The sequence below is a fragment of the uncultured Thalassospira sp. genome, from assembly GCF_963976115.1.
Lineage (GTDB): Bacteria > Pseudomonadota > Alphaproteobacteria > Rhodospirillales > Thalassospiraceae > Thalassospira.
In genome coordinates this window covers 95,544-120,039 of the sequence record NZ_CAXBJJ010000005.1, presented here as the reverse complement: position 1 = coordinate 120,039, position 24,496 = coordinate 95,544, and the positions used below count along the sequence as shown (strand labels likewise).

Sequence of the window (24,496 nt, the reverse complement as noted above, 5' to 3'; positions counted from 1 at the left end):
TTGCCACCTGGACCGTTTTGTCGCGGTGCCAGGGGCATTTGCATCATCTGGTTTGTGAAAAAAGGAGGCTGCCCGTGGTTGAATCGATGAATCTGGTTATCCTGATTGCATCGGTTCTGGTTGTGGTTGCCGTTTTCACCAGCCTGATCAGTTTTCGTGTTGGTGCCCCGTTGCTGCTGGTGTTTTTGTTTGTTGGCCTGGCCGCGGGCGAAGACGGCATTGGCGGTATTCAGTTTGACAACGCGCCGCTGGCTTATTTTATCGGCAGTATTGCGCTGGCCCTGATCCTGTTTGACAGCGGGTTTGAAACCCCGACCCGGGCCTTGCGCATTGCATCGGCCCCCGCCCTGACATTGGCGACTTTCGGGGTATTGATGACCACGGGGGTGGTCGGCGTTGCCGCGCATTTTTTACTTGGCGTTCCGTGGCTGGTCGGGTTTTTGTTTGGCGCTATTGTCAGCTCAACCGATGCGGCGGCTGTGTTCTTTTTGTTGCGGGTGGGCGGCATTAACCTGCGCGACCGAACACGGTCAACATTGGAAGTCGAGTCGGGTAGCAACGACCCGATGGCGGTGTTTCTCACCATTACGCTGGTTGAACTTATTGTGCAGGGCACAGGTGAAAATCTGGCGCTGGAACTGGCCGAACGGTTCGTTTTTCAAATTGGCCTTGGCGCTGTTCTGGGGTTTCTGGGCGGCGTTTTGATCGTTCAGGGCATGAACCGGATCAAACTGGAGCCGGGGCTGGTGCCGATTGTGGTTCTGGCCTGTGCGCTGACATTGTTTGGTGCCACCAGCATCGTCGGCGGTAGCGGATTTTTGGCGGTTTATGTTGCCGGGCTTTATGCCGGGAACAGCAAAATGCGCATGAGTGCCAGTGTGCGCCGCTTTCAGCATGTCACTACCTGGCTGGCGCAAATTGCCATGTTTGTCACCCTTGGCTTGCTGGCAACCCCGTCTGAATTTGGCAGCGTTTTGATCCCCGGTTTTTTACTGGCCCTGATTTTGGTGTTCATTGCCCGGCCCGTTGCCATCTGGCTTTGTCTGATATTTTTCAACTTTTCGCGCAATGATACCGCCTTTATTTCGTGGGTCGGGTTGCGCGGGGCCGTATCGATCCTGCTGGCGATTGTGCCGATGGTCGAAGGTGTGCCGCAGGGCCAGCTGCTGTTTAATACCGCCTTTATCGTCGTGATTACGTCATTGTTGTTGCAAGGCTGGACGATCAAACCGATTGCGCGTTGGCTGGGCATTATTGTGCCCGCACGGCTTGGTCCTGTTGATCGTATTGATTTGGAACTGCCGGGCAATGCCAACCAGGAAGTGGTGGTTTACCGCGTCCATCCTGACAGTGCGGTGGCAACCGGGCAACGGATTCCGCGCTGGGCACGTCCATCGCTTATTTTGCGTGGCGGTAAATCCTTGCGTCCGCACAATGCCGGGCGGCTTTTGGGTGATGATCAGATCTATATTTTTACCCCGCCACAATATGTTGAACTGCTTGATCAGTTATTTGCCGGTCCTGCCGAAGGGGCCAATGACCGCGATATGTTTGGCGATTTCAGCTTCCCGCCCGATACCTTAATTGTGGATGTGGGCCGTTTATATGGTTTTCCGGTTGCGCCAGGGGATGGCGAACTGACACTGGGCGAATTGCTGAAACGTGAATTGTCGGGCGATATTGAACCGGCGGACCGTATTGTTTATGGCCCGGTTGAATTGATCGTGCGGCGCATTGATGATGCGCATGGCATTCGCGAAGTCGGGATGTCGGTTGAACTTAACCCTGAAAACCGCCGTCATTTGCCCCTTTTCCATTCCCGCAGCGAATTGCTGGCATTATGGCGGTTAAGCCGCCGCAAAAGGCTGCGGCGCAAATTGCGCGCCAGACTTGCCAATCGTCGCAAGAAAATGTCGGCGCTGGAACCCTCGGATATGGCCGCTGCGGCCGATGCTGCGGCGGGAACGGATGCCTTTGAACTGGCCGATGCCGACCCGTTACCGGTCACCACCGAGGCGGATTTAACCTCGGAAACCTCGGACGTCGACCCGGAAGCGAAAGCAGATCATGACCATAAAACCGATGGAACATTATCGGATGACGTGCCAGCCGTCTCCGCCCCGGCTGCCCCTGTGAAGATACATCTGCCAGCAGAAAACGCCGACGATGAAAAGTCCGAAAAACCCGCCAAATGATGGCTTTGCCTGCAATTCTGGCTGTTTTGCACGGGTTTGTGGCGTGCAGATGTTTATTCTGGTTGGGGGCAGAACCTGAATGTCGGGTCGTGCAAATACCTTATGTGGTTCATGCATTAGTATTTCTAATGATATGATCAAATTTGATGGTTTGAGAATCCCCCTGGAATAATCATAAATTTGCGGCTTCACGCCAGTAGGGGAGTATGTTTCGTGGGGCCGTTAGGATTATATGCTGCCGTTGTTCTGATCTGGGGCAGCACCTGGATTGCCATCAAATACCAGTTGACGGTTTCGCCGGAGCTGGCTGTGGCTTATCGCTTTGTTCTATCGGCGGTAATCCTGATCGCATATTGCAAAATCCGTAAATTGCCCATGCGCTATTCCCGCCGCGATCATGCCTTTATGGCCCTGATGGGCTTGTGCCTGTTTTCGTTAAACTATGTCATGATCTATAATGTCGAAGCTTGGTTAACATCGGGTTTGCTTGCCGTGGTGTTCTCGGCCATTGTCATCATGAATATGATTAATGGCGCGATCTTTTTTAAACGTCGCCCCGAAACCCGCACCGTGATTGGCGCGGTTATTGGGCTTGGCGGCATTTGCGTTATTTTCGCCCCTGATCTGGCACAGTTTGACCTTGCCGCAGGCGGCAGCATCGGCCTGATCGTTGCCCTTGTGTCGTGCTATGTTGCATCTTTGGGCAATATGGCATCTGCGCGCAATCAGGCCAGCGGCATTCCGGTTATGCAGGCCAATGCTTATGGCATGATGTATGGATCGCTGATGCTGGTGGCTTATATTCTGGTTTCGGGGCAGCCAATTATCTTTGATACCAGCCCGTCTTTTCTGATTGCATTGGTGTATCTGTCGGTTTTTGGGTCGATTCTGGCATTTGGCTTTTATTTAACCCTGCTTGGCCGGATCGGGCCAGACCGCGCGGCCTATAGTTCGGTCATGTTTCCGGTGGTGGCCCTGACGATTTCGACCTTTGCCGAAGGTTTTGTCTGGCATCCCAATATTATTTTGGGGGTTGGGCTGACGCTGGTGGGGAATATGGTGATTTTATCGCGGCGCAAGCCTGTATCGGCAGCGCCGGTTACGCCTGTTTCGGGGCCATCCTCCGTGACGGCGCCATGCACCATCAAGGGTGCGGTAAATCCGCCGACGGTCATGGTTGGGGCCGTGCCGTGCAAGGGCGATGCGTCCTAGGTGTGATTTTGGTCGGGAAGAAACAGTTTTATAAGGGCGAATATAGATGAACGCGGCATATTTTCAGATGTTTGCACGGTATAACCAATGGGCAAATGACCATGTTTTGGCGGCATGTGACACCCTTGATCAGGTTGATCTTGATGCCCCGCGCGACGCCTTTTTTCCATCAATCACGAAAACCATGAACCATTTGCTGGTAGGGGACACGTTGTGGCTGGCGCGGTTGCGCGGCGAGATATTAAACATGGGGTTGGCTGATGTGCCTTGGCCCCGATTTGAGGCTTACAAGGCGGCACGCAAAAGCCTTGATATATCGCTGATTGCGCATGTCGACGGGTTGGATGATGCGGCACTGGTCGAACCTTTGTCTTACAAAAATGTCGCCGGAGAGGCCTATGTCACGCCGCGCCATATTATCCTTGCACATGTTTTTAACCATCAAACCCATCACCGCGGGCAGCTTCACAGCCAGTTGCTTTCAGCCGGGTGTCCGTCGCTGGAAATTGACATGATCTATTTTTTCCGTCTGAACGGATATTTGCAGTGATGGAAACGCTGGTATCGCACCTGGTATCTTATGGGCCGTTTTTGCTGGCTGCCCTGGTTCTTAACATTGCGCCGGGGCCGGATCTGACCTTTGTTGCGGCACAGGCGGCAACCCATGGTCGCAAAATTGGCATTATGTCCAGCCTCGGGGTGTGTTCCGGGGCCTTTGTCCATGTGGTTTTTGCCGCCCTCGGCCTGTCGGCAATTTTAATGACATCTTCACTGGCGTTTGCGGTGGTCAAATGGGTCGGGGTTTTATATCTGGCGTGGCTGGGCATTGGTGCCATTTATGCCACCTTCAAGCACCCTGTGGCAGTACAGGCCTTGGTGCGCGACGATAATGCTTTGGCGCAAAATGTGCCTGTATCTTCGTCGTCGCGCCGCCGCCGACCTGCGCCAACGGCTTTCCGGGCCTGGCGGCAGGGGGCGTTGATTGATGTGTTTAACCCCAAGGTCGCCCTGTTTTTCATGGCGTTTTTGCCGCAATTCGTAAATCCGGCATTGGGGCATCAACCGGCACAGTTTTTCATTCTGGGAACCATCGTTAACATGATTGGTTTTATGGTTGAAACGGCTGTTGTGCTGGTTGTGGCTGCCGCCGCAGGCCAAATAGGACGGTATTTTTCCGGCAAGGCCGCGTTAGGGAAATGGGTGCAGCGGGCCTTGGGTGCGGTGTTTTTGGCGCTGGGTGTTCGCCTTGCGCTGAGCGACCGGGGAATGTGAACCAAATTTGTTCTAACTGGAAACATGTCCGACCACACGGGGTGAAACAAACCGGTTTTCATCGCGTATGCAAGGGGATGGCGGGGCTGCTTTCAGGTGTGGTTCCGCAACCATATGACGTGTGCCACGCCAGATCGTGCTGGCTGGGATAATCATATGGATGTGCGCCCGGCTTAGGCCGGGCGTTTCTTTTTGGTGTATCTGGCAAGGGCATTTGAAAGAGGTGTTGCACTTATGCCATGGGCAATCACGCTGATTGTTACAATGAGTGCAACGCACGCGATAAGCGATTCGTACCCTGAAATGCCCAGCAGGGTGACCATGATCAACAGATAAATGATGGATGCAATGCCACGCGGGCCAAACCAGCCGATGAACAGTTTTTCCGCCAGATTATAGGGCGAGCCGATCATGCAGATCCACACACAGGCCGGGCGCAGAACCAGCAGGCTGAGGATGGCAAACAGTGTCATTTCTGCGGTCCACAGTTCATAGACCGATGGCAAAATCAACAGCCCGAAGACAAAAAATGTCAGCATGGTTAAAAGTTCGGCCTCGGCCTCGCCAAAACTTTCAATCACATCGGTGACTTTGGAGCTGGCAACGTTAAGCGCCAGTCCCCCGGCAAAGGCCGCGACAAATCCATTGCCACCGGCCTTTTCGGCTAACAGAAAAATCAGCAGGGCCGATAACACCCCAAACAGCCGTTCAAAGCGGTCGATCATAAGGTTACGGGCCACGGCATGGTTAATCAGCACGCCCAAAATAACCCCGGATGCTACGCCAACCCCGGCCCCCAGCAAAATTTCCAAAATGGCTTCGCTGATCCAGCCATTGGTATTTTGTCCGCTTAGGGCTGTTTCAATGGCAAGGGCGGTTGTAAACACGGGCAAAACCAGCCCGTCATTCAGGCCGCTTTCGATATTGATGCCCTGGCGCACCGGCGATGAAATATGTCCGTTTTCCAGAACCGGGCGGCTAAGGGCGGCATCGGTTGGTGAAACCATTAATGAAATCAGCAAGGCCGGAACAATGCCAATGCCCGGGGCAATGCCATAATATGCTGCCACCCATGTCACCAAGATGGTTAAGGGCAGGCCCACCACCAGCAACCGGGTCGCCAGTCGAAGGGCGGGCCGTTCCTTGCGGTAATCAAGGATTGCTGCATCCAGAAACAAAATGATCGCCAGAGTCAGTTCAGAAAATACCCGGGCAAAATGAAAGTTATCTTTTAGTGGTTCAAGCGGGGCCTGCGCCCATAACCCCAGGGGAACTGCCACAATCGCCCCGGCCAGCACCATCATCATCGGCGATGATATGTTGAACTTTTGCATGCGCCGCGACCACAGGCCGTAAACCAGCCCCGATGCGACAAATAAAATGGCGATCCATTCCTGCATGATCCAGGCCTTTGGCAATTAAGTCCCTGTCGCCGTGCGTTTTGCGCATGGCGACAGGGTAAGGGGTGATCGGTGTGCAGTGGCTACTTAAGTGGGTCTTCGTACTGTCCGACACCCGGTCAACGGGATGTAGATCAAGGCATTGCTGCCCTAGTGATTGCCACAACCTGTTCGTGACAGTGATGATCACCAGTAGCAACCACACAGCCGTCGCTGTAAATGTGTAAGGGTTCGCCTTGCCAGTCGCTCATTTTGCCGCCCGCACCTTCTACAACGGGAACAAGGGCGCAAAAATCATAGGCCTGCATGTTGGCTTCTACCACCACATCAGCCAAACCAAGGGCGGTCAGGCCATAAGCATAGGCATCGACCCCGTACATCGGTTGGCGGCATTGGGTGCGAATCGTTTCATAGGCCTGAATTTGCGGACCGCGAAACAGTTCGGGTGCGGTGGTAAAGAAAATGGCCTGATCAAGGGCCGGGCAGGGACGGGTTGTGACGGTGGTGCCGTTAAACGTTGTCTCGCGGCCTTCAATGCCGACCCAGCGTTCGTCCGTGATGGCCTGGTCGATAATGCCCAGCACCGGTTTGCCGTTGCGGCACAGGGCGATCAATGTGGCAAAGCTGGGTTTACCAACGATAAATGATTTGGTGCCGTCGATCGGGTCCAGCACCCAGACATATTCGGCATCAAGGTTATGGTGGCCATGTTCTTCGCCCAGAATGCCGTGATCGGGGCATTCCTCGGCCAGAATGGCGCGCATGGTGGTTTCAACTTCGCGGTCCGCAATGGTGACCGGGCTGGCATCGGCCTTTACATCCACGGCAACAGCCGTGCGGTAATATTTACGAACCACCGGGCGGGCCGCATCGGCAAGGCGATGGGCGATTTTTATAAACGGGTCAAACTGTTCCAAGGCGGGCTCCTGTGCGCAACAGAGAATCGCTTTATGCCATAAAAAAGCAGGGGACGGAAAACCGTCCCCTGCAAAATAAGTGTTTTATTGTACCGGTCTGAATTACTGGCCTGCGGCGGCCGGTGCTTCGTCGGTTGCCGGTGCGCCATTATCATTGGCAGCATCGCCTTCCTTGGCCGGTTCTTCTTGCGGGGCGGCAGCATCACCGGCGGCATTGTCGGTTGTTGCGGCATTGCCTGCATCACCGTCACTCCCTTCGGTTTTGGCCGCACCTTCGTCAGACGGGGCTTCGCCGGTTTCGGCTGCGGCTTTGTCTCCCCCTTCCTCGGCGGCAATTTCATCGGCAGTCGGGGCAGGCAACGGATTATCCGACATGCTGTTAAGGAACGCGATGATATTGGCGCGGTCAGATGCCTTTTTCAGACCGGCAAACGACATTTTGGTGCCCGGGATGTAATCCTTGGGCGCAGCGAGGAAATGGTTCAGCTCGGTATATCCCCACGTGCCGCCATGGTTGGCGACCGCGTCGGAATAGCTGAAATCATCTTTGTGGGCGACCACATTGCCAACGATACCATACAGGTTCGGGCCGACTTTATTGGGCCCGCCATTGGTATTGTCATGGCAGGCACCGCATTTTTTAAAGACCTTTTCGCCCGCAGCAATATCGGCATCAGCCAGCATTGCCAGGATCGGTTCAGGACCCGCAGGTTCCTCAGGTGCAGCGGCAGGTTTGTTTGCCGCAGCGCTCAGATCATCCGAAAAAGGATAAACCGGTTCTTCCAGTTGTTTGGGGTGGACAAGCGCCCCCCCAATCTTGCCGACAACGATCACCAAAAGCACGGCGACAATGATACCGGCGATGATCTTATTGATTTCCATCGTTTTCATGACGGGATCCCGTAACAGCCTATATAACTCTCAGGTTTTATTCTTATGACGCGGCTGACCCATGCGTCCCTGACGCCCCCACGCAAATACGCATGCGACAACAGGCCAGACTGCCTGATCGGAAACTATACGTTTCATGGTTTTTCATCAACCTTTCTTCACAGTTAAGGGAAAACTTGCCAAAAATTGGCAGTTCCCGTTGGATTCGTGCTTTTGCCACAGGGGCGAAACCGGTTATTGTCGCGTCGTTTCAACTTCTTCCCGGTAAAACAGCATCGCGTTTACGTTGATAATGTCTGCCGGGGCCGCCCCTTGTTTTCGGATCGGAGACCCCATACCCATGTCCGCCCCCCGCAATCCTGTTGTTGTCATTCCGGCCCGTATGGCTTCCACCCGTTTGCCCAACAAACCACTGGCCGATATTCACGGCGAAGCGATGATTGTGCATGTCTGGCGGCGCGCGGTCGAAGCCGAAATCGGCCCTGTGCTTGTCGCCTGCGCGGAACAGGAAATTGCTGATGCCATCACCAATGCCGGTGGTATTGCTGTTTTAACCGATCCCGACCTGCCTAGCGGGTCTGACCGGGTTCACCAGGCCTTAAGCAGCTTTGATCCGCTTAAAAAACACGATGCGGTGGTGAATGTGCAGGGCGATCTGCCAACCATTGATGCCGCCGATATTCGCGCGGTATTTAACCCGCTATCGGACCCGGCGGTGGATATTGCCACATTGGCAGCGGTTATTCGCCGTGACGAAGAACGCAATAATCCCAATGTGGTCAAGGCCGTGGCGGCATTTGGCAATTTGCGTGTCGCCCGCGCGCTGTATTTTACCCGCGCAACCGCCCCGCACGGCGATGGCCCGCTATATCATCATATCGGCCTTTACACCTATCGCCGGGCCGCACTGGACCGGTTTGTCAGTTTGCCCCCGGCGGAACTGGAAATGCGCGAACGGCTTGAACAATTGCGCGCCCTTGAAAACGGCATGGTAATTGCCGTGGCGCTGGTCGATGGCGTGCCATTGGGCGTTGATACACCCGAAGATCTGGAACGTGCGCGCGAATTTCTGGCAAATCGCGGCTGATTGGGCCGCCCAACCCGACCGTTTATGGCAAATAAACGGCATCACACCGGTCTTTAATATTGGTGCGATGCCGGTTTGCAAAAGCGGGGGCGGGGCAGATGCTGTGCTGCCCTTGCAAAATGGATGGTTTTATCGCGGCCCGAATTATCGCTATAACAAAAATGCCGTGTCGTTATCGGCCGGTACGCCCATGGCGGGGCGTTATACTTCTTCTATTTGTTAGGGGCTACGGCCCTGATTTAACGGGAATGATCTAATGACCGACCAAATGCGAATTGCTTTTCAGGGGATGCACGGTGCCTATTCCGATCAGGCGGCACGGCGGGCTTTTCCGGGCGCTGTAACAGTACCCTGTCCGACCTTTGAAGGCGCATTTGGGGCGTTGCGGGATGGCGAAGTCGATCTGGCGGTTATTCCGATTGATAATACTTTGGCGGGCCGTGTGGCCGATGTTCATCATCTGTTGCCCGAGTCGGGCGTGCATATCATTGGTGAAACCTTCCTGCGCATCAATCATGCGCTTTTGGGTGTCAAAGGCACGCAGATTTCCGATATTCGCGAAATTCGCAGCCATGTTCACGCGCTTGGCCAATGCCGCAAAATTCGCAAGGAACTGGGTGTGCCCGGCATTGTTGGCTCTGATACTGCGGGCTGTGCCAAGGAAGTTGCCGATCTGGGGGATAAATCGATTGCAGCGATTGCACCGTTGCTGGCGGCTGAAATTTACGGGCTCGATGTGTTGCGCACCGAGGTCGAAGATGCCGCGCACAACACCACGCGTTTCATTATTTTATCGCGCGAGGCCAAAACCGCCCCAAATGATGGCAGCCCGGTTGTGACCAGTTTTGTTTTTCGGGTGCGCAACGTGGCCGCCGCCCTTTACAAGGCGCTGGGCGGCTTTGCTACCAACGGCATCAACATGACCAAGCTGGAAAGCTATATGGTCGAGGGGCATTTCACCGCGACCCAGTTTTTCGCCGAGGTCGAAGCCCATCCCGACCAGCTTGGGTTGCGTCATGCCCTTGAAGAATTGCAGTTTTTTTCTCATGAAGTTCTGATTTTGGGTGTTTATCCTGCCCATCCGTTCCGGCGTGAAAATGTTTTGCCCGCTGAATAAAACACCTGCGTATTGGAAACAAACAAACGGGCCGTCACATTTTAAATGTGACAGCCCGTTTTACGATGTGGTTCACATACGGCCCCCCTGGCGGGCAGCCATCAGGTGTCGGCCTGTTTGCTCAGGTCTTTGGCAAAGCGGCCAATAATTTGTGTCAGTTCAGCCGAGCGTTGCGACAGTTCCTGTGTGGCCGTCTTCATCTGGTCGGCATCACCGGTGGTTCCCTGGGCATCGTGCATGGTTTTGTCCGATGTATCGGATATCTGTTTGACGCCAGTGGCACTGCGGTGCGCGTTGCCCGCAATTTCGCGGGTTGCGGCCCCCTGTTCCTCAATGGCGCTGGCAATGGTCGTCGAAACCTCGCGCAAAACACCAATGGTATCTGAAACCCGGCTGATGCCGCTTACGGCGCGGTTGGTGCCGTCGACCACAGAATTGATCTGATTGGCAATTTCCTCGGTGGCGCGCCCGGTCTGGGTGGCCAGGTTTTTCACCTCGCTTGCTACCACGGCAAAGCCTTTGCCGGCATCCCCGGCCCGGGCAGCCTCGATGGTGGCATTTAAGGCCAAAAGGTTGGTCTGGCCCGCAATATCGTTAATCAGATTGACGATTTCCTGAATTTTATCAACCGATTGCGATAATCCCCCCACATCGTTGCGGGCATTGTTGCTTTCTTCGGTTGCCTGGATAACGGTTTGCGCCATCTGGTCAACCTGGCTGCTAATTTCATGGATCGAGGAGGAAAGTTCTTCGGTGGCGGCGGCAACGGCATCAACATTGGCCGATACATCGCCCGCGGTGGCGGCGACTTCGCGGCTATGTTTGAGAATGCCATTGGCATTGCGGGCCATGTTTTCTGATAAATTCAGTGATTTCTTTGCCGATCCGTCAACCGCATGGGCGATGGACCCCACTTCACGTTCCAGCTTGGTTGCGATATCGCGAATGTGGCTGCGCCGTGCTTGCTCCGCTTGCTGTTTCTGGTTCAGGGCCTCGGCTTCAAGTTTTTTGGCGGATGCCGATGTATCGCGCAGCGACAAAACGCCTGTGGCCATATCGGCAATTTCAATAAACCGCGAATCGGTATCGACCGCTGCATTATAATTGCCATCGGCAATGGTGCGGATATTGCGGTTCAACCCGACAATGCTTTGGGCAATCTGCTTGCTGACCATCCAGGAAAGTGTACCGGCAATGATAATTGCAATCAGCGAGATTAACCCGAGCTGCCATAAAACAGCGTGAAACTGCCTGGCGACATCATCCATGTAAACACCGGTCCCTAGCGCCCATTGCCATTGCGGAATCGGGCGCACATAGGCGGCTTTTTCAATCAACTGGTCGCCTTCGCCGGGCTTTTTGGTTTCATAGGTGATTACTCCGCCGCCCGATTTTGCCGTGCTGACAATCATTTGACGCACTTTGCTGTCGGGTTTGCACTGGCCTTCATCGCCCGGGCTTAAGGGATCAAGCACCATGCAATGGCTGAAATCGGAAATATAAATATAGTTATCAGAGGCAAACCGGTATTCGCGCAGCAGGGCCAGCACCTCGGCCTTGGCCGTTGCCTCATCCAGGGCGCCTGAGGCGACCTTGTTGATATATTGATCAATGATTTTGACAGCACCCTCGGTCAGGTGGCTGATTTCATTGTATTTCTCGGCCCGGATGCTGTTTTGGTAACTAAAGGCAACGGTTGTAATGATGGCGATGAGTGTGATCAGGCATATCGCCGGTATTGCGAAAACACCGGTCATAACGCGAAAGCGCATGGTATTGGCCCCCTGCAAATGAAATCCACTATGGGACGCGGCCCCCTAGAGCCGTAAGGTGGACAGGTTTTATATATATATCACGTTATGCTGCCCCAAGGTTGCTATTGTGCTTTTGTCGCATGGCTGACCGGCGTCCAGATAGTTTGACAAGTCTCCAACATGTCTGTATCAACCGGGTCATTCCTTCGCTTGTAGGGCAGATAGTGCTGTCAGGAACTGTGTAGATAGGCGGGGGCGGTTGTGACGTGATGACGTCATGGCCCATCATTGCCTTCTCATGCAGGGTCCGTGGCTGCGGTATATCGCCGAGCACCGGGAAGCTTGCGTTCGGGCAGGCTTGTTTTTTTTCAGGCGTGAACATGGCGCCACCGGTGTTTTGAAGGACTTTACCTTTTATGACGAATTTTGAAGGGCTCAACCTTATCGAGCCTCTGCTGCGCAATGTCGAATCCTCTGGTTTTACGGCTCCGACGGAAATTCAGACCGCAACCATTCCGGCTTTGCTGGAAGGCAAGGATCTGATGGGGATTTCCCAGACGGGTGGTGGTAAAACCGCAGCATTTTGTTTGCCCCTGATTCAGCGTCTGGCTGAAAACCCGAAACGCCCTGCTCCTGGTCAGCCGCGTGCCCTTATTCTGGCACCGACTCGTGAGCTGGCAAACCAGATTGGCCAGTGCCTGCGCGATTTCAAAAAAGGCATTCGCCTGTTCTCAACTGTTGTCTACGGTGGTTCACCGATGGGCCCGCAGATTCAGGAACTGCGTCGCGGTTGTGATATTCTTGTCGCAACACCGGGCCGTTTGCTTGACCATATGTCACGCAACACGGTTCGTTTTGACGATGTTGAAGTCTTCGTTCTTGATGAAGCCGACCGTATGCTTGATATGGGCTTCTCCGAAGATGTTCTGACCGTTGCTGAATTGCTGCCCTACAAACATCAGACCGTTATGTTTTCGGCAACCATGCCAGATGCCGTCCGCCATCTGACCGATCGCCTTTTGCGTGATCCGGTCAAGGTGCAGACTGCACCGCAGGCCAGTGTGACCGAACGTGTGACCCAGCGTGGCATGTTTGTAACCCGCCAGAACAAAACCGCTTTACTGTTGCAGCTTATCAAGCGCGAAGGCAGTGACCGGGTTCTGGTTTTCACCAAAACCAAACTTGATGCCGACGAACTGGCGTTCCAGCTTCAGGATGCCGGTATACAGTCTGACGCCATTCATGGCGACAAACAGCAGCGCATCCGTCAGAAAATCCTGCGCAATTTCCGGGATGGCCGTTTCCCGGTTCTGGTTGCAACCGATGTTGCTGCCCGTGGTATCGACGTTCCCGGTATTTCGCATGTCGTTAACTATGACCTGCCGACCGACCCGGAAAATTATGTCCACCGTATCGGTCGTACCGGTCGTGGTGGCGCAGAAGGCATTGCGATTTCGTTCTGCGAACCGCGTGATGTCCGTCATCTTCGCAATATCGAACGTGTCATCCGTCAGGATGTGACGATTGATGAAGATCACGAATTCCATGTATCGCCCCCGGCAGCACGCCGTGGCGGTGCCGGTGGTGGCCGTGATGATCGCAATGGCGGCGGCGCTGGTCGTGGTCGTGGCGGTTATGCTGGCCGTGGCGGTAATGGCGGCGGTGCTGGTGCAGGTGCTGGTCGCGGCGGTTATGCCGGTCGTGGTGGTAATGGCGGCGGTGGCTTTGGCGGCCGCAGCGAAGGTGAAGGTGGCCGTCGTTTTGCACGTGGCAATGATCAGGGGGGCGGTTTCGCTCGCCGTGATGATGCTGCAGTTGCCAATGACCGTGGTGATCGGGGCGATTTTGCGGCGCGCAAGCCGCGCTTTGAAGGCGAAGATCGCGGCGGAAACCGTGGTGGTTTTGCCGGTCGTCCGAACCGTGACCGTGTCCGTGGTGGCGAACGTGATGGCGGTTACGCCCCGCGTGGTGATCGCGCAGAACGTGGCGAACGTCCGGTTCAGGCCGATCGTCCGGCACGCAGCGACCGCCCGGATCGTGGTGATCGCAATGATCGCCCGACCTCGTTCCGTGGCCGCGAAGATCGTAACGACCGTGGTTCAGACCGCAATGACCGTGCTCCGCGTGAAGATCGTGCAGCGGCTGGTGCCGGTGCCGGGGAACGTCGTTTTGCGGGCAAGCCGCGTGATGCGGGTCGTACCGAAGGCTTCAAGTTCCGCGAAGGCGGCGAAGCACGTGGCAAACGCGATTTCGCTGATCGTCCGCGCACCCAGGGCGGTGCCCGTACCGGTCAGCAGGGCCTGAAACGTCGTTCGGCCTGATTGCCAACCAACTGATTTGATTTTGATGAAACGGGCGGCGAACCTTTGCGGGTTTGCCGCCCGTTTTTTTTCGACTCTCTATGGGCAGTGTCGTTTTTGCTGTCTCGCGGGGCTAAAGCACATTTCCTTTAATATGACCCATTTTGTTTGTTTTTGGCGTGTCGTTTGGCAAGGCACAGCGCGCTGCGCGATGCGGCGCATCGGGCGAGCGGTGTAACGCCGCCAAACACCGCCAAAAACAAACCCTGTGGGCCAGCACAGTCTGCCGCCTGGCCGCGTCGAAATCCTTGTCCGTAAACCCATTACGCCCGGCGGACTTCTCCTTGCCAGGCGGCAGACTGAGCTGGCAAAATGGGTCATATTAAAGGAAAAGTGCTTTAAAGCATTTTTCCTTTAATATGGCACGTTCGGGCGTGTTTGCGCAGGAGATGACTTGTTCGAATGTCCGTTTTTGAACTGATAAAATCGGCACTTAAATGCGAGTGATTTAATGAAGATACGGCACGATATTGCGGATTATGTGCATCTTCATTGAGCGTTTTATTTATACCTTCGACTAAATTATTGAGGGATGATGTTGCAGTAAACGCCTTTGTCTGGTTTGATGTATGTGAATTCGGTGTTTGTAGGGGAATACCGAATATGCTGATCGATGAATGTTTGGTTTTATTTATAAGCGTTCTTCGGGTTTTTCCGTGCGAAATGACTTTGTAAACATCATCTTGGGACTCAATTTGATTTGTGTTAACATTTTGCGGATCAGACTACAGCATTGCTAACAGGGATATGGAAAGTGGCCAGTACCGGGCAGATGTTTCCCTTGCCGGTCTTTGCCATATTTGAATAGCCCTTTGGAAAAACAGCCTGGCATTTTGTAGGAGCGGGGGATCTAAAATGGTCTCAAGCCTGGATTTTGTGGCGTTTAAGCGGGTTGCATCCTGTATGGCAGGGTGTTGGGCCATGTTGTTTTTGTTGGCAACAGGCATTGGTTCGTCCGCATATGCGGGCGATGCTTCATGTCATCGTTTGCTGGTATCGGGTAATCCCGATTATCCCCCTTATTTGTGGCCCAACCCCGATGACCCGTCCGAACTGATCGGCGCAAATGCCGATTTTATCATTCAGGTTGGCAAGGAAGCCGGGCTTGAAATGTCGGTGGTCAATGGTGGCCCGTGGGGGCGGGTGCAGGAAGAAATCCGGCGCGGCAATATCGACTTGATCGCGGGGGCATTTTTTACTCCGAGCCGTGCCGAGTATATGGATTACCTGAAACCGGCCTTTCAGGGTACCCGCACCCGGGTGTGGACGCGCACGAATTTCCCCCATGCCATCACCCAGTGGCACGACCTGATCGGGCTGGATGGGATAACTGTTATCAATAACAGTTTCGGGACAAAATTTGACAGGTTTGCCGCCGAAAAACTGACCCTGCACGAAAGTCCGACTTTGGCACAAAGCCTGCGTTTGGTCGAATTGGGGCGGGCCGACTATCTGGTTTATGAAGATTTTCCCGCTGCCGCCTTTATCGCCCAAAACAACCTGAACGACATTGTTGCCAACCCGGTCGAGATCAGCGCGGAAGATTTGTTTGTAACCATGTCGCACAGTTCGCCGTGTAATACCGAAACCATGCGGGTGCGCCTTTCTGCTGCCATTCGTAAACTGGTGGATGATGGGCTGATGGAAAAACTTCTTGCCAGTAATATTGCGCAATGGGGCCGGTTGAGTAACTGACAATCGGCTTTTTCCACTTGTTTGCAGGCGGCCTTCATCGGCTGCCTTTTATGTGTCTTGTGTAAATGCCGGGACTAAACATTTAACCGACTTTCCACCAAAATCCATCTGATCGGGGTGGCATGTTATCCCGGTCATGCGGGCAGGGGCGAGATTTGACCGTACCGCAGAGAGGCCTGCGGGAAAATACGCAGGGTAGCGGCAGGGGAAACGGGGCGCGGGGCGGGAATAGGGCGAAATTGTGCCTTTGCAGTTGTTTTCACGACAGATTCCATATTAACTTCCGCCATTAACAAAATTAAGTTACCCAAACACAGCCGTTCTGGGAGGAACGAACATTATGAATTTTTTAAAAAGCCTGCCCGCACTGGTTGTTGGTGCGGCCCTGGCCCTGAGCGCGACTGCGCATGCCGCCGATTATAAAGCCGAGTACAAGGTTTCAACTGTTCTGGGAAAACCGTTTCCCTGGGGGGAAGCCGCGACCGTATGGGCCGACCTGGTGTCGGATCGTACCGATGGCCGCATTAAAATGAAGGTCTATCCCAATGCCCAACTGGTGTCGGGGGATCAGACCAAGGAATTTACCGCCATGCGCCAGGGCATTATCGATATGGCCGTTGGCTCGACCATTAACTGGTCGCCGCAGGTGAAAGAACTGAACCTGTTTTCGCTGCCGTTTCTGATGCCTGATTTCGCCGCGATGGATGCCCTGACCCAGGGACCGGTCGGCGAGAAAATATTTGAAGCGATCCGTAAACAGGGGATCGAGCCGATTGGCTGGTCTGAAAACGGTTTCCGTGAAGTGACCAACTCCAAGCATCCGATCACGTCGCCTGCCGATCTGGACGGGCTGAAAATGCGTGTGGTCGGATCGCCGCTTTATAACGATATTTTCAGTGCCCTGGGTGCCAATCCGACGCAAATGAGCTGGGCCGATGCCAAACCGGCATTGACCACAGGGGCGGTTGATGGCCAGGAAAACCCGTTGACGGTTTATGACGTTGCGCAAATGGAAAACGCGGGTCAGGTCTATATTACGATGTGGCATTATGTGGCTGATCCGCTGATTTTTGCGGTCAATACCCGTGTTTGGGACTCGTTTAGCGACGAAGACAAGGCGATTGTAAAACAGGCTGCCGATGATGCCGGTGCCTATGGTATTGGGCTGGCGCGCAAGGGTATGACCAAAGATGACCAGTCGTTGATCCTGTCGCTTGAGGCGCGCGGCGCAAAAATCACCACGCTGACCGATGAACAGCGTCAGAAATTCGTCGATGCGACCCGCGATGTTTATAACAAGTGGAAAGAACGCATCGGTGCCGACCTGGTTGACATGGCTGAACAGTCCGTTGCCAACCGTTAAGATTTTCGTGCCTGCAAAATATTGAATGCACGGCCTTCGCAGCGGCACATTGCCACTGTGGGGGCCGGTTTTCTGTCTTCTGCTTTTTCCTTAAAATTATGCGCTATGTTTGAAAGGTCCCGACCGTGTCGGATCGTGACGGAATCCCTATTGAATTTGATGCCGAGCCGCACGGCAATGCATCGCCCGAAACAAATGGCGGTGACGCCGGTGGTCCGTGGCTGAAAATTGAAGAAGCCCTTGCCGCCCTTGCCATGGGTCTGATCTGCCTGATCAGCCTTGCCAATGTGGTGGTGCGCTATCTGACCGACATTTCCTTTGCTTTCACCGAAGAATTTTCGGTGTTTTTGCTGGTCGTCATGACCCTGGTGGGGGCTTCTATTGCCTTTGCCCGGAACGAACATATTCGCATTACATTCTTCCTCGAACGCTTTTCCCGCCCGGTTCGCCTTGTGGTCGAGCTTTTGATTCTGGCCATTACCACTTTGCTGTTCGCCATGATCATGTATTACGGGGCGACCTTTACCCTTGATGAATATAATTACGGTGAAGTATCGGCGGGGCTTGGTTATCCCAGCTGGATCTATTCGATATGGTTGCCGTTACTGTCGCTGGTTATTTTGTTTCGGGTTGTTGAACATGCCTGGCGGTTGACCCGCGCGCGCCGTAAAGATGATGCACAGAATAGCGACGGAGGGGCAAAATGACCCCCAGTATCGCCCTGCTTGCGGCCTTTGCCGTGTTGTTGTTTATGGGGGCTCCCATTGCTGTGGCCCTTGGTTTTTCCGCAGTTATTGGCATTTATTTCGGTCTTGATGTCTATGCGCTTGCCACGGTGGGGACCAATACCTATAGCGGCATTGCCAAATATCCGCTGATCGCTATTCCCCTGTTTATTTTAACCGGCATGATTTTCGAACGATCCGGCGTTGCACGGGGGCTGGTGGAATTTGCCGGTGCGCTTGTTGGCCCGCGTCGGGGCGGGTTGGCGGTTGTTGCCGTGCTGGTGTGCATGATGATGGGGGGCATGTCGGGTTCTGGCCCGGCTGATGCCGCTGCTGTTGCCATGGTTATGATCCCGTCCATGATGCGCGCGGGTTATCCGCGTGAATTTTCCGCCAGTGTGATTGCGGCAGGGGCCTCGACCGCCATTCTTATTCCGCCGTCGGTCGCCTTGATCATTTATTCGATCATTGTACCGGGAACCGACCTTCGTGCCTTGTTCGCAGGCGGGATTATTCCCGGTATTCTGGCAGGGGTTGCCATTATCATTCCGGTGCTGTTGCTGTCGCGCAAACACGATTTTGGTGCGCAGGAAACCCGCAGCCAATTGGCTATTTTACCGGCCTTCATGCACGCGCTGCCCGGTCTTCTGGCCCCGGTCATCATTTTGGGCGGGTTGCGCTCCGGCCTGTTCACCCCGACCGAGGCGGCTGTTGTGGCCGTGGCCTATGGGCTGGTGATTGGCATGTTTGTTTATCGCACCATCCGCTTGCGCGATCTTTATCGCCTGTTTGTCGATTCTGCTGTTACATCGGGCGTGATCATGCTGATCATTTCGCTGGCGGGCATTTTTGCCTGGGCCGGGGCGGCATTGGGGACGTTTGATTTGTTGGCCAATGCCATCCTTGGGTTATCAAGCAACGAACATGTGGTGCTGGCCCTGATCATGGTGGTGTTGCTGCTGGCCGGTATGGTGCTGGATGGTGTGTCGATCTATCTGATCATGCTGCCGATCCTGATGCCGATCATGCAGGAATTTGGCTGGAGCCCGGTCTGGTTCGGTGTGGTCATGGCGATGAACATCGCCATTGGTCAGTTCACCCCGCCTGTTGCGGTTAATTTGATGGTCACAACCCGCATCGCCGGTATTCCGCTTGAAAAATCGGTGGGATGGAGCCTGTGGCTGGTGCTGTCGATGGCGATTGCCATGACCTTTGTGATTGCATTTCCATCCTTGGTCACCTGGCTGCCTGAATTGTTAGGCTACCGCACGTGAAGATTTAATCTTTTGGAGAGGCCGCTGTCTGCGGCGGGATCGGGTTTCAGGGCGGCATTCGTTTAACGGGTGTCGCCTTTTTGATGAGCTTGCCAAGTTTCTTTGCCGGGCAAAACATTAATTCGGTAGTCTCTTGCCGATTTAATTTGACGTTAACGTAAACGTAAACTACAAGAAGGAAACAGTTTTCAAAGTTTTAGGGTAGGCAGGCCAGCTATGACCGTATTTGAACCACAAAATCCCGACTATGATGCCGAAGTTCGCCGCCGTTTTGCCCAGCAACCTTACAATCTGGCGCTGGGTGCGCGGGTGGAAAAGGTAAGCCCGGGCCGGGTTGAAATGGTGATGCCGGCGCGCGCCGATCTGGTGCAGCATAATGGATATTTTCACGGCGGGGCGATTGCCGGATTGGCCGATATTGCCGGTGGCTTTGCCGGATGGAGCCTGGTTGCCGCCGATCAGGGGATGCTGACGGTGGAATACAAACTGAACATTGTTGCACCGGGGCTGGGTGCGCAATTACGCGCCGTGGGCGAGGTCATTTCGCGTGGGCGGTCCATTATCGTGACCCGCATTGATGTATTCGGCCATGATGGGGAGCGCGATGTTTTGTGCACAACCGCCTTGCAAACCCTGAAGGTCATGCGTCTGCCGCCCGAATTGCTGGCAGGGGCTGCGTAATGGCACACCGCTTAACGGCTTTCGCTTTTTAAGACAGGGTGTCGCAATGTCGGCACCGGATTTTGTTTATAACACGCGATCAAGGGCAGGAAATATCCGATGGCATTTGTTGATTTCCCCGGTTTAAGATTTGATCTTGGCGAAACCGCCGAGGCGATCCGCGACAGCGTTTCTTCCTTTGCCGAGGCCGAAATTGCCCCGCGCGCCGCCGAGATTGATGCGAAAAACGAATTCCCCAACGATTTGTGGCGCAAATTCGGCGATTTGGGCCTGTTGGGCATGACCGTGCCCGAGGAAGATGGCGGCACCGGCCTTGGCTATCTTGAACATGTGGTGGCGATGGAAGAAATCAGCCGGGCCTCGGCCTCGGTTGCGCTATCCTACGGGGCGCATTCCAATTTGTGCGTCAACCAGTTGCGCCGCAATGGCACGGCGGAGCAAAAAGCCCGTTATCTGCCCAAACTGATTAGTGGCGAACATGTTGGGGCGCTGGCCATGAGTGAACCCGGGGCCGGGTCTGACGTGGTATCGATGAAATTGCGGGCCGAGAAAAAGGGGGATCGTTACATCCTTAATGGCAATAAAATGTGGATCACCAATGGCCCCGATGCCAACACCCTGGTGGTTTATGCCAAAACCGATGCTAGTGCCGGGCCAAAAGGCATTACCGCCTTTATCATTGAAAAAGGTTTTAAAGGTTTTTCAACCGCACAAAAGCTCGATAAACTTGGGATGCGCGGGTCCAACACCTGCGAACTGGTGTTTCAGGATTGCGAAGTGCCCGAGGAAAACGTGCTGGGCAACCTGCATGGCGGTGTGCGCGTGCTGATGAGCGGCCTTGACTACGAACGTGCCGTTCTGGCCGCCGGGCCAACCGGCATTATGCGGGCCTGTATGGATGTGGTGGTGCCTTATATTCATGAACGTAAACAGTTTGGTCAGGCGATTGGCGAATTTCAGCTGATGCAGGGCAAAATGGCCGACATGTACACCACCATGAATGCGTGCCGTGCCTATGTGTATGAAGTTGCCAAGGCCTGTGATCGCGGCGAAACATCGCGCAAGGATGCCGCCGGGGTGATTTTATATGCCGCTGAAAAAGCCACATGGATGGCATTGGAAGCGATCCAGGCACTGGGTGGGAATGGCTATATCAATGAATATCCCACCGGTCGGTTGCTGCGCGATGCCAAATTGTACGAAATTGGCGCGGGGACCAGCGAAATCCGCCGCATGTTGATTGGCCGTGAATTGTTTGGCGAAACGGCGTAAGCGCCCGCCTTTTTCCGATATGCATTTTGTTCTCCCGAATGAAGGGGATTTTTGATGAAGAATGATCCGGTTGTAATTGTTTCCTGTGCCCGCACCCCGATGGGTGGATTTCAGGGTGATCTGGCCCCGTTAACCGCATCCGAACTGGGCGGTGCTGCGATTAAGGCCGCACTGGAACGCGCAGGCGTGTCCGCCGATGATGTTGAAGAAGTCATCATGGGAAATGTGCTTCCTGCGGGTCAGGGGCAGGCACCGGCCCGTCAGGCGGCATGGCATGCCGGCATTCCGTGGTCTGCCGGGGCCACCACGGTTAATAAAATGTGTGGCTCAGCCATGAAAGCAGCCATGTTCGGGAATGACCTTATTTTGGCAGGCAGTGCCGATGTGGTGGTGGCCGGTGGCATGGAAAGCATGACCAACGCACCTTATTTACTGCCCAAGCTACGCGAAGGTTTGCGTCTGGGGCATGGCGAGGTCAAGGACCACATGTTTCTTGATGGTCTGGAAGATGCCTATGACAAGGGCCGCCTGATGGGCACCTTTGCCGAGGATACCGCTACAAAATACGGCTTTACCCGCGAAGATCAGGATGCCTACGCCATTGAATCCCTGAAACGGGCTAATACTGCTGCATCAAGTGGCAATTTTGATGCCGAAATTACCCCGCTTACCATCACGTCTCGCAAGGGCGAGGTCACGGTAAGCGCCGATGAACAGCCGCCCAAAGCCCGGCCCGAGAAAATACCCGGCCTGCGCCCGGCCTTTCGCAAGGATGGCACCGTCACAGCGGCCAATTCATCATCTATTTCCGATGGCGGGGCGGCCCTGGTGCTGATGCGCCAGTCCGAAGCCCGAAACCGCGGCCTGAAGCCAATTGCCAAAATTGTCGGCCATGCCACCCATGCACAGGAACCGTGCTGGTTTACCACGGCCCCCATCGGTTCGATTGAAAAGCTTCTGGCAAAAACCGGCTGGGACAAGGATAGCGTTGATTTATGGGAAATCAACGAAGCCTTTGCCGTGGTGGCCATGGCCGCCATTCATGATCTTAAGTTGGACCCGGCCCGGGTTAATGTTAATGGCGGGGCCTGTGCCCTTGGGCATCCGATCGGGGCGACAGGCGCACGATTGCTGGTGACATTGATCCATGCCCTTAAAACCCATGGCGGGAAAAAGGGTGTCGCATCCCTGTGTATTGGCGGCGGCGAAGCCACAGCAATGGCGGTGGAATTGCTGTAATTCGGGTAGGGGCAGGCGTTCTGCGTCTGAAATTGCATTCAGGGACTACCCAGCTTGGCATTTTACCCCTATTTTGAGGCAATCAAATTGCGACAAAACAGGGGAATGCACCTGATGACGATGCGTACGATTGACAGGATGAAGGCGGGCTTTCGCAGTTTTAAGGCGGCCTATTATGATCAGCGGCCCGAACGGGTAGCCCATCTGGTGGAATCCGGGCAGGAACCCGAAGTGCTGCTGATCGCCTGTTCCGATTCCCGTGCTGATCCGGCCATTTTGATGAATGCCGAACCGGGCGATATGTTTATTGTTCGAAACGTCGCCAATCTTGTGCCGCCCTATCAGCCCGATGACCAGTATCATGGTACGTCGGCTGCATTGGAATATGGTGTGCGCGACCTGAAGGTTCGTGACGTTGTTATTTTGGGTCATTCGGGTTGCGGCGGTATTCAGGCGCTGGTGCAAGGGGCGATTGGCGGTGTTACGGCCCCGGATCGTGAATTTATCGGCCCGTGGATGGAAATTGCAACATGCAGTTCCGCCCATGGCCCGGACGTGGACGCCGTTTCGCGCCAGTCGGTGCGCAATTCCCTGACCAATCTGTTAACTTTTCCGTTTGTTAAGGCGGGGGTTGAGTCCGGGTATTTGCAGATCCATGGCTGGTGGTTCGACATGAAAGAAGGTGCCCTGTGGCGCTATGTCGAAGAAAATGACAGGTTTGAAAAGGTCGACGGATAATATCGGGCCGAACGTCGTTTGTGCCGGTATGTTTCCTTTGACTGCGTTATAAAAAGGAGGCTGGCACATGATGCGGCTGGAAGACCATCAGGAAATGGTGCGCGATACCGCGCGTGAATTTGCCGAAAACGAATTAAAACCCCACGCGGCAAAATGGGACGTGCACCATATTTTCCCCGCCGAAGCGATTAACGGGCTGGGCGAGCTTGGCTTTTTGGGCATGCTGGTTCCGGAACAATATGGCGGGGCGGGCATGGACCATGTGTCCTATGCGCTGGCTCTTGAAGAAATCGCGGCGGGTGATGGCGCTACCTCCACCATCATGTCGGTGCATAATTCGGTTGGGTGTATGCCGATTTTAAAATTCGGCACCGAGGCCCAGAAACAGGAATTTCTGGTGCCCATGGCGCTGGGCGAAAAAATTGGTGTGTTCTGCCTGACCGAACCACAGGCCGGTTCCGATGCCAGCGCCCTTACAACCCGCGCCGTGCGCGATAGCGATCATTGGGTGATTGACGGGGCCAAACAATTCATCACCTCGGGCCGTGAAGGTGATATCGCCATTGTGTTTGCCGTGACCGATCCGTCGCTGGGAAAACGCGGTATTTCCGCCTTCATCGTGCCAACCGATACGCCCGGCTATGTCGTGTCGCGAACCGAGGAAAAACTCGGCCAAAACGCATCGGATACCTGCCAGATCACTTTTGTTGAATGCCGGGTGCCCGCCGAAAACATGCTGGGTGCCGAAGGGCAGGGCTATAAAATTGCCCTTGCCAATCTTGAAGGCGGGCGCATTGGCATTGCCGCGCAATCGGTGGGCATGGCGCGTGCTGCCTTTGATGCCGCGCGCGATTATGCCAATGAACGCGAAACATTTGGCAAAAAGATTATCGAACATCAGGCCGTTGCCTTTCGCCTGGCCGATATGGCGACCAAAATCGACGCCGCCCGCCTGTTGGTCCATCGCGCCGCGCACTTGCGTGACGATGGCAAACCCTGCCTGACCGAAGCCTGCATGGCAAAACTGTTTGCCTCCGAAATGGCTGAAGAGGTTTGCTCCAAAGCCATCCAGATCCACGGTGGGTATGGCTACCTTAAGGACTTCCCGGTTGAACGCATTTACCGTGATGTTCGTGTCTGCCAGATTTATGAAGGCACATCCGATATTCAGCGCATGGTGATTGCCCGGTCGTTGGCGGATTAAGCTTTTGCCAAACCGCCGATTGGGGCAGCATCGGGCAGGGCAATTTTCAGGTTACTATTTTGCATGTTGTGCATCGTATGTTTGCTAAAGTATATTAAAG

At 54.6% G+C, this 24,496-nt stretch carries 20 protein-coding genes; 16 read left to right on the top strand and 4 right to left on the bottom strand.

All coding sequences use genetic code 11. From position 1 onward, the window contains the following. Positions 1 to 74: 74 nt before the first annotated feature. The 4 genes from AAC086_RS07445 (at position 75) to AAC086_RS07430 (ending at position 4,679) form a co-directional block, all read left to right on the top strand. Positions 75 to 2,195, top strand: coding sequence for a potassium/proton antiporter (locus AAC086_RS07445; RefSeq protein ID WP_339777149.1), 2,121 nt, complete (start codon positions 75 to 77; stop codon positions 2,193 to 2,195). A 213-nt stretch (positions 2,196 to 2,408) separates the two neighbouring features. Beyond that, positions 2,409 to 3,407 carry an EamA family transporter gene (locus AAC086_RS07440; protein WP_339777146.1) on the top strand — a complete coding sequence of 333 codons (999 nt, stop codon included), beginning with the start codon at positions 2,409 to 2,411 and terminating at the stop codon, positions 3,405 to 3,407. 46 nt (positions 3,408 to 3,453) lie between these two features. Further along, the gene (locus tag AAC086_RS07435; RefSeq protein WP_339777143.1) at positions 3,454 to 3,957 is read left to right on the top strand and encodes a DinB family protein; all 504 of its coding nucleotides are present in this window, start codon (positions 3,454 to 3,456) and stop codon (positions 3,955 to 3,957) included. Next, positions 3,957 to 4,679 carry a LysE family translocator gene (locus AAC086_RS07430; protein WP_339777141.1) on the top strand — a complete coding sequence of 241 codons (723 nt, stop codon included), beginning with the start codon at positions 3,957 to 3,959 and terminating at the stop codon, positions 4,677 to 4,679. Before AAC086_RS07435 ends, AAC086_RS07430 begins: the two co-directional genes overlap by 1 nt. Before the next feature lie 173 nt (positions 4,680 to 4,852). Here the strand turns inward: AAC086_RS07430 and AAC086_RS07425 are convergent, their stop codons facing one another. From AAC086_RS07425 to AAC086_RS07415, 3 genes are all read right to left on the bottom strand, one after another. Next, a complete protein-coding gene (locus AAC086_RS07425) occupies positions 4,853 to 6,079 on the bottom strand; it encodes a cation:proton antiporter (RefSeq protein WP_339777138.1) in 1,227 nt (408 codons plus the stop codon). A 134-nt stretch (positions 6,080 to 6,213) separates the two neighbouring features. Next, a complete protein-coding gene (hisN, locus tag AAC086_RS07420) occupies positions 6,214 to 6,996 on the bottom strand; it encodes a histidinol-phosphatase (RefSeq protein WP_339777135.1) in 783 nt (260 codons plus the stop codon). Positions 6,997 to 7,098: 102 nt separating this feature from the next. Further along, the gene (locus AAC086_RS07415) at positions 7,099 to 7,887 is read right to left on the bottom strand and encodes a c-type cytochrome (RefSeq protein WP_339777132.1); all 789 of its coding nucleotides are present in this window, start codon (positions 7,885 to 7,887) and stop codon (positions 7,099 to 7,101) included. 340 nt (positions 7,888 to 8,227) lie between these two features. Between AAC086_RS07415 and AAC086_RS07410 the strand changes: the two genes are divergently transcribed. Further along, positions 8,228 to 8,974, top strand: a complete 747-nt coding sequence (locus AAC086_RS07410; RefSeq protein WP_339777129.1) for a 3-deoxy-manno-octulosonate cytidylyltransferase — start codon at positions 8,228 to 8,230, stop codon at positions 8,972 to 8,974. Positions 8,975 to 9,230: 256 nt separating this feature from the next. Beyond that, positions 9,231 to 10,091 carry a prephenate dehydratase gene (locus AAC086_RS07405; protein WP_339777126.1) on the top strand — a complete coding sequence of 287 codons (861 nt, stop codon included), beginning with the start codon at positions 9,231 to 9,233 and terminating at the stop codon, positions 10,089 to 10,091. A gap of 101 nt (positions 10,092 to 10,192) precedes the next feature. Here AAC086_RS07405 and AAC086_RS07400 read toward each other — a convergent pair whose 3' ends face one another. Beyond that, the gene (locus tag AAC086_RS07400) at positions 10,193 to 11,863 is read right to left on the bottom strand and encodes a methyl-accepting chemotaxis protein (RefSeq protein ID WP_339777124.1); all 1,671 of its coding nucleotides are present in this window, start codon (positions 11,861 to 11,863) and stop codon (positions 10,193 to 10,195) included. A 398-nt stretch (positions 11,864 to 12,261) separates the two neighbouring features. Between AAC086_RS07400 and AAC086_RS07395 the strand changes: the two genes are divergently transcribed. The 10 genes from AAC086_RS07395 to AAC086_RS07350 all read left to right on the top strand — a co-directional run bounded on the left by AAC086_RS07395 (position 12,262) and on the right by AAC086_RS07350 (position 24,396). Beyond that, complete coding sequence (locus AAC086_RS07395; protein WP_339777122.1) at positions 12,262 to 14,166, top strand: DEAD/DEAH box helicase; 1,905 nt, start codon at positions 12,262 to 12,264, stop codon at positions 14,164 to 14,166. A gap of 960 nt (positions 14,167 to 15,126) precedes the next feature. Continuing rightward, positions 15,127 to 15,900, top strand: coding sequence for a transporter substrate-binding domain-containing protein (locus AAC086_RS07390; RefSeq protein WP_339777120.1), 774 nt, complete (start codon positions 15,127 to 15,129; stop codon positions 15,898 to 15,900). A gap of 340 nt (positions 15,901 to 16,240) precedes the next feature. Then, positions 16,241 to 17,263 (top strand): DctP family TRAP transporter solute-binding subunit, encoded by a 1,023-nt coding sequence (locus tag AAC086_RS07385; RefSeq protein ID WP_339777117.1) that lies wholly within the window; start codon positions 16,241 to 16,243, stop codon positions 17,261 to 17,263. Positions 17,264 to 17,388: 125 nt separating this feature from the next. Next, positions 17,389 to 17,970: a TRAP transporter small permease gene (locus tag AAC086_RS07380; RefSeq protein ID WP_339777114.1), complete on the top strand. Its 582-nt coding sequence runs from the start codon at positions 17,389 to 17,391 to the stop codon at positions 17,968 to 17,970. Beyond that, positions 17,967 to 19,262 carry a TRAP transporter large permease gene (locus tag AAC086_RS07375; RefSeq protein ID WP_339777111.1) on the top strand — a complete coding sequence of 432 codons (1,296 nt, stop codon included), beginning with the start codon at positions 17,967 to 17,969 and terminating at the stop codon, positions 19,260 to 19,262. Before AAC086_RS07380 ends, AAC086_RS07375 begins: the two co-directional genes overlap by 4 nt. 216 nt (positions 19,263 to 19,478) lie before the next feature. Continuing rightward, positions 19,479 to 19,943 carry a PaaI family thioesterase gene (locus tag AAC086_RS07370; protein ID WP_339777110.1) on the top strand — a complete coding sequence of 155 codons (465 nt, stop codon included), beginning with the start codon at positions 19,479 to 19,481 and terminating at the stop codon, positions 19,941 to 19,943. A 99-nt stretch (positions 19,944 to 20,042) separates the two neighbouring features. Then, positions 20,043 to 21,215 carry an isovaleryl-CoA dehydrogenase gene (locus AAC086_RS07365; RefSeq protein ID WP_339777108.1) on the top strand — a complete coding sequence of 391 codons (1,173 nt, stop codon included), beginning with the start codon at positions 20,043 to 20,045 and terminating at the stop codon, positions 21,213 to 21,215. 51 nt (positions 21,216 to 21,266) lie between these two features. Beyond that, positions 21,267 to 22,454: an acetyl-CoA C-acyltransferase gene (locus AAC086_RS07360; protein WP_339777106.1), complete on the top strand. Its 1,188-nt coding sequence runs from the start codon at positions 21,267 to 21,269 to the stop codon at positions 22,452 to 22,454. A 114-nt stretch (positions 22,455 to 22,568) separates the two neighbouring features. Then, the gene (locus AAC086_RS07355; protein WP_339777104.1) at positions 22,569 to 23,192 is read left to right on the top strand and encodes a carbonic anhydrase; all 624 of its coding nucleotides are present in this window, start codon (positions 22,569 to 22,571) and stop codon (positions 23,190 to 23,192) included. Between the two features lie 70 nt (positions 23,193 to 23,262). Continuing rightward, positions 23,263 to 24,396, top strand: a complete 1,134-nt coding sequence (locus AAC086_RS07350; protein WP_339777639.1) for an acyl-CoA dehydrogenase — start codon at positions 23,263 to 23,265, stop codon at positions 24,394 to 24,396. Positions 24,397 to 24,496: the final 100 nt, after the last annotated feature.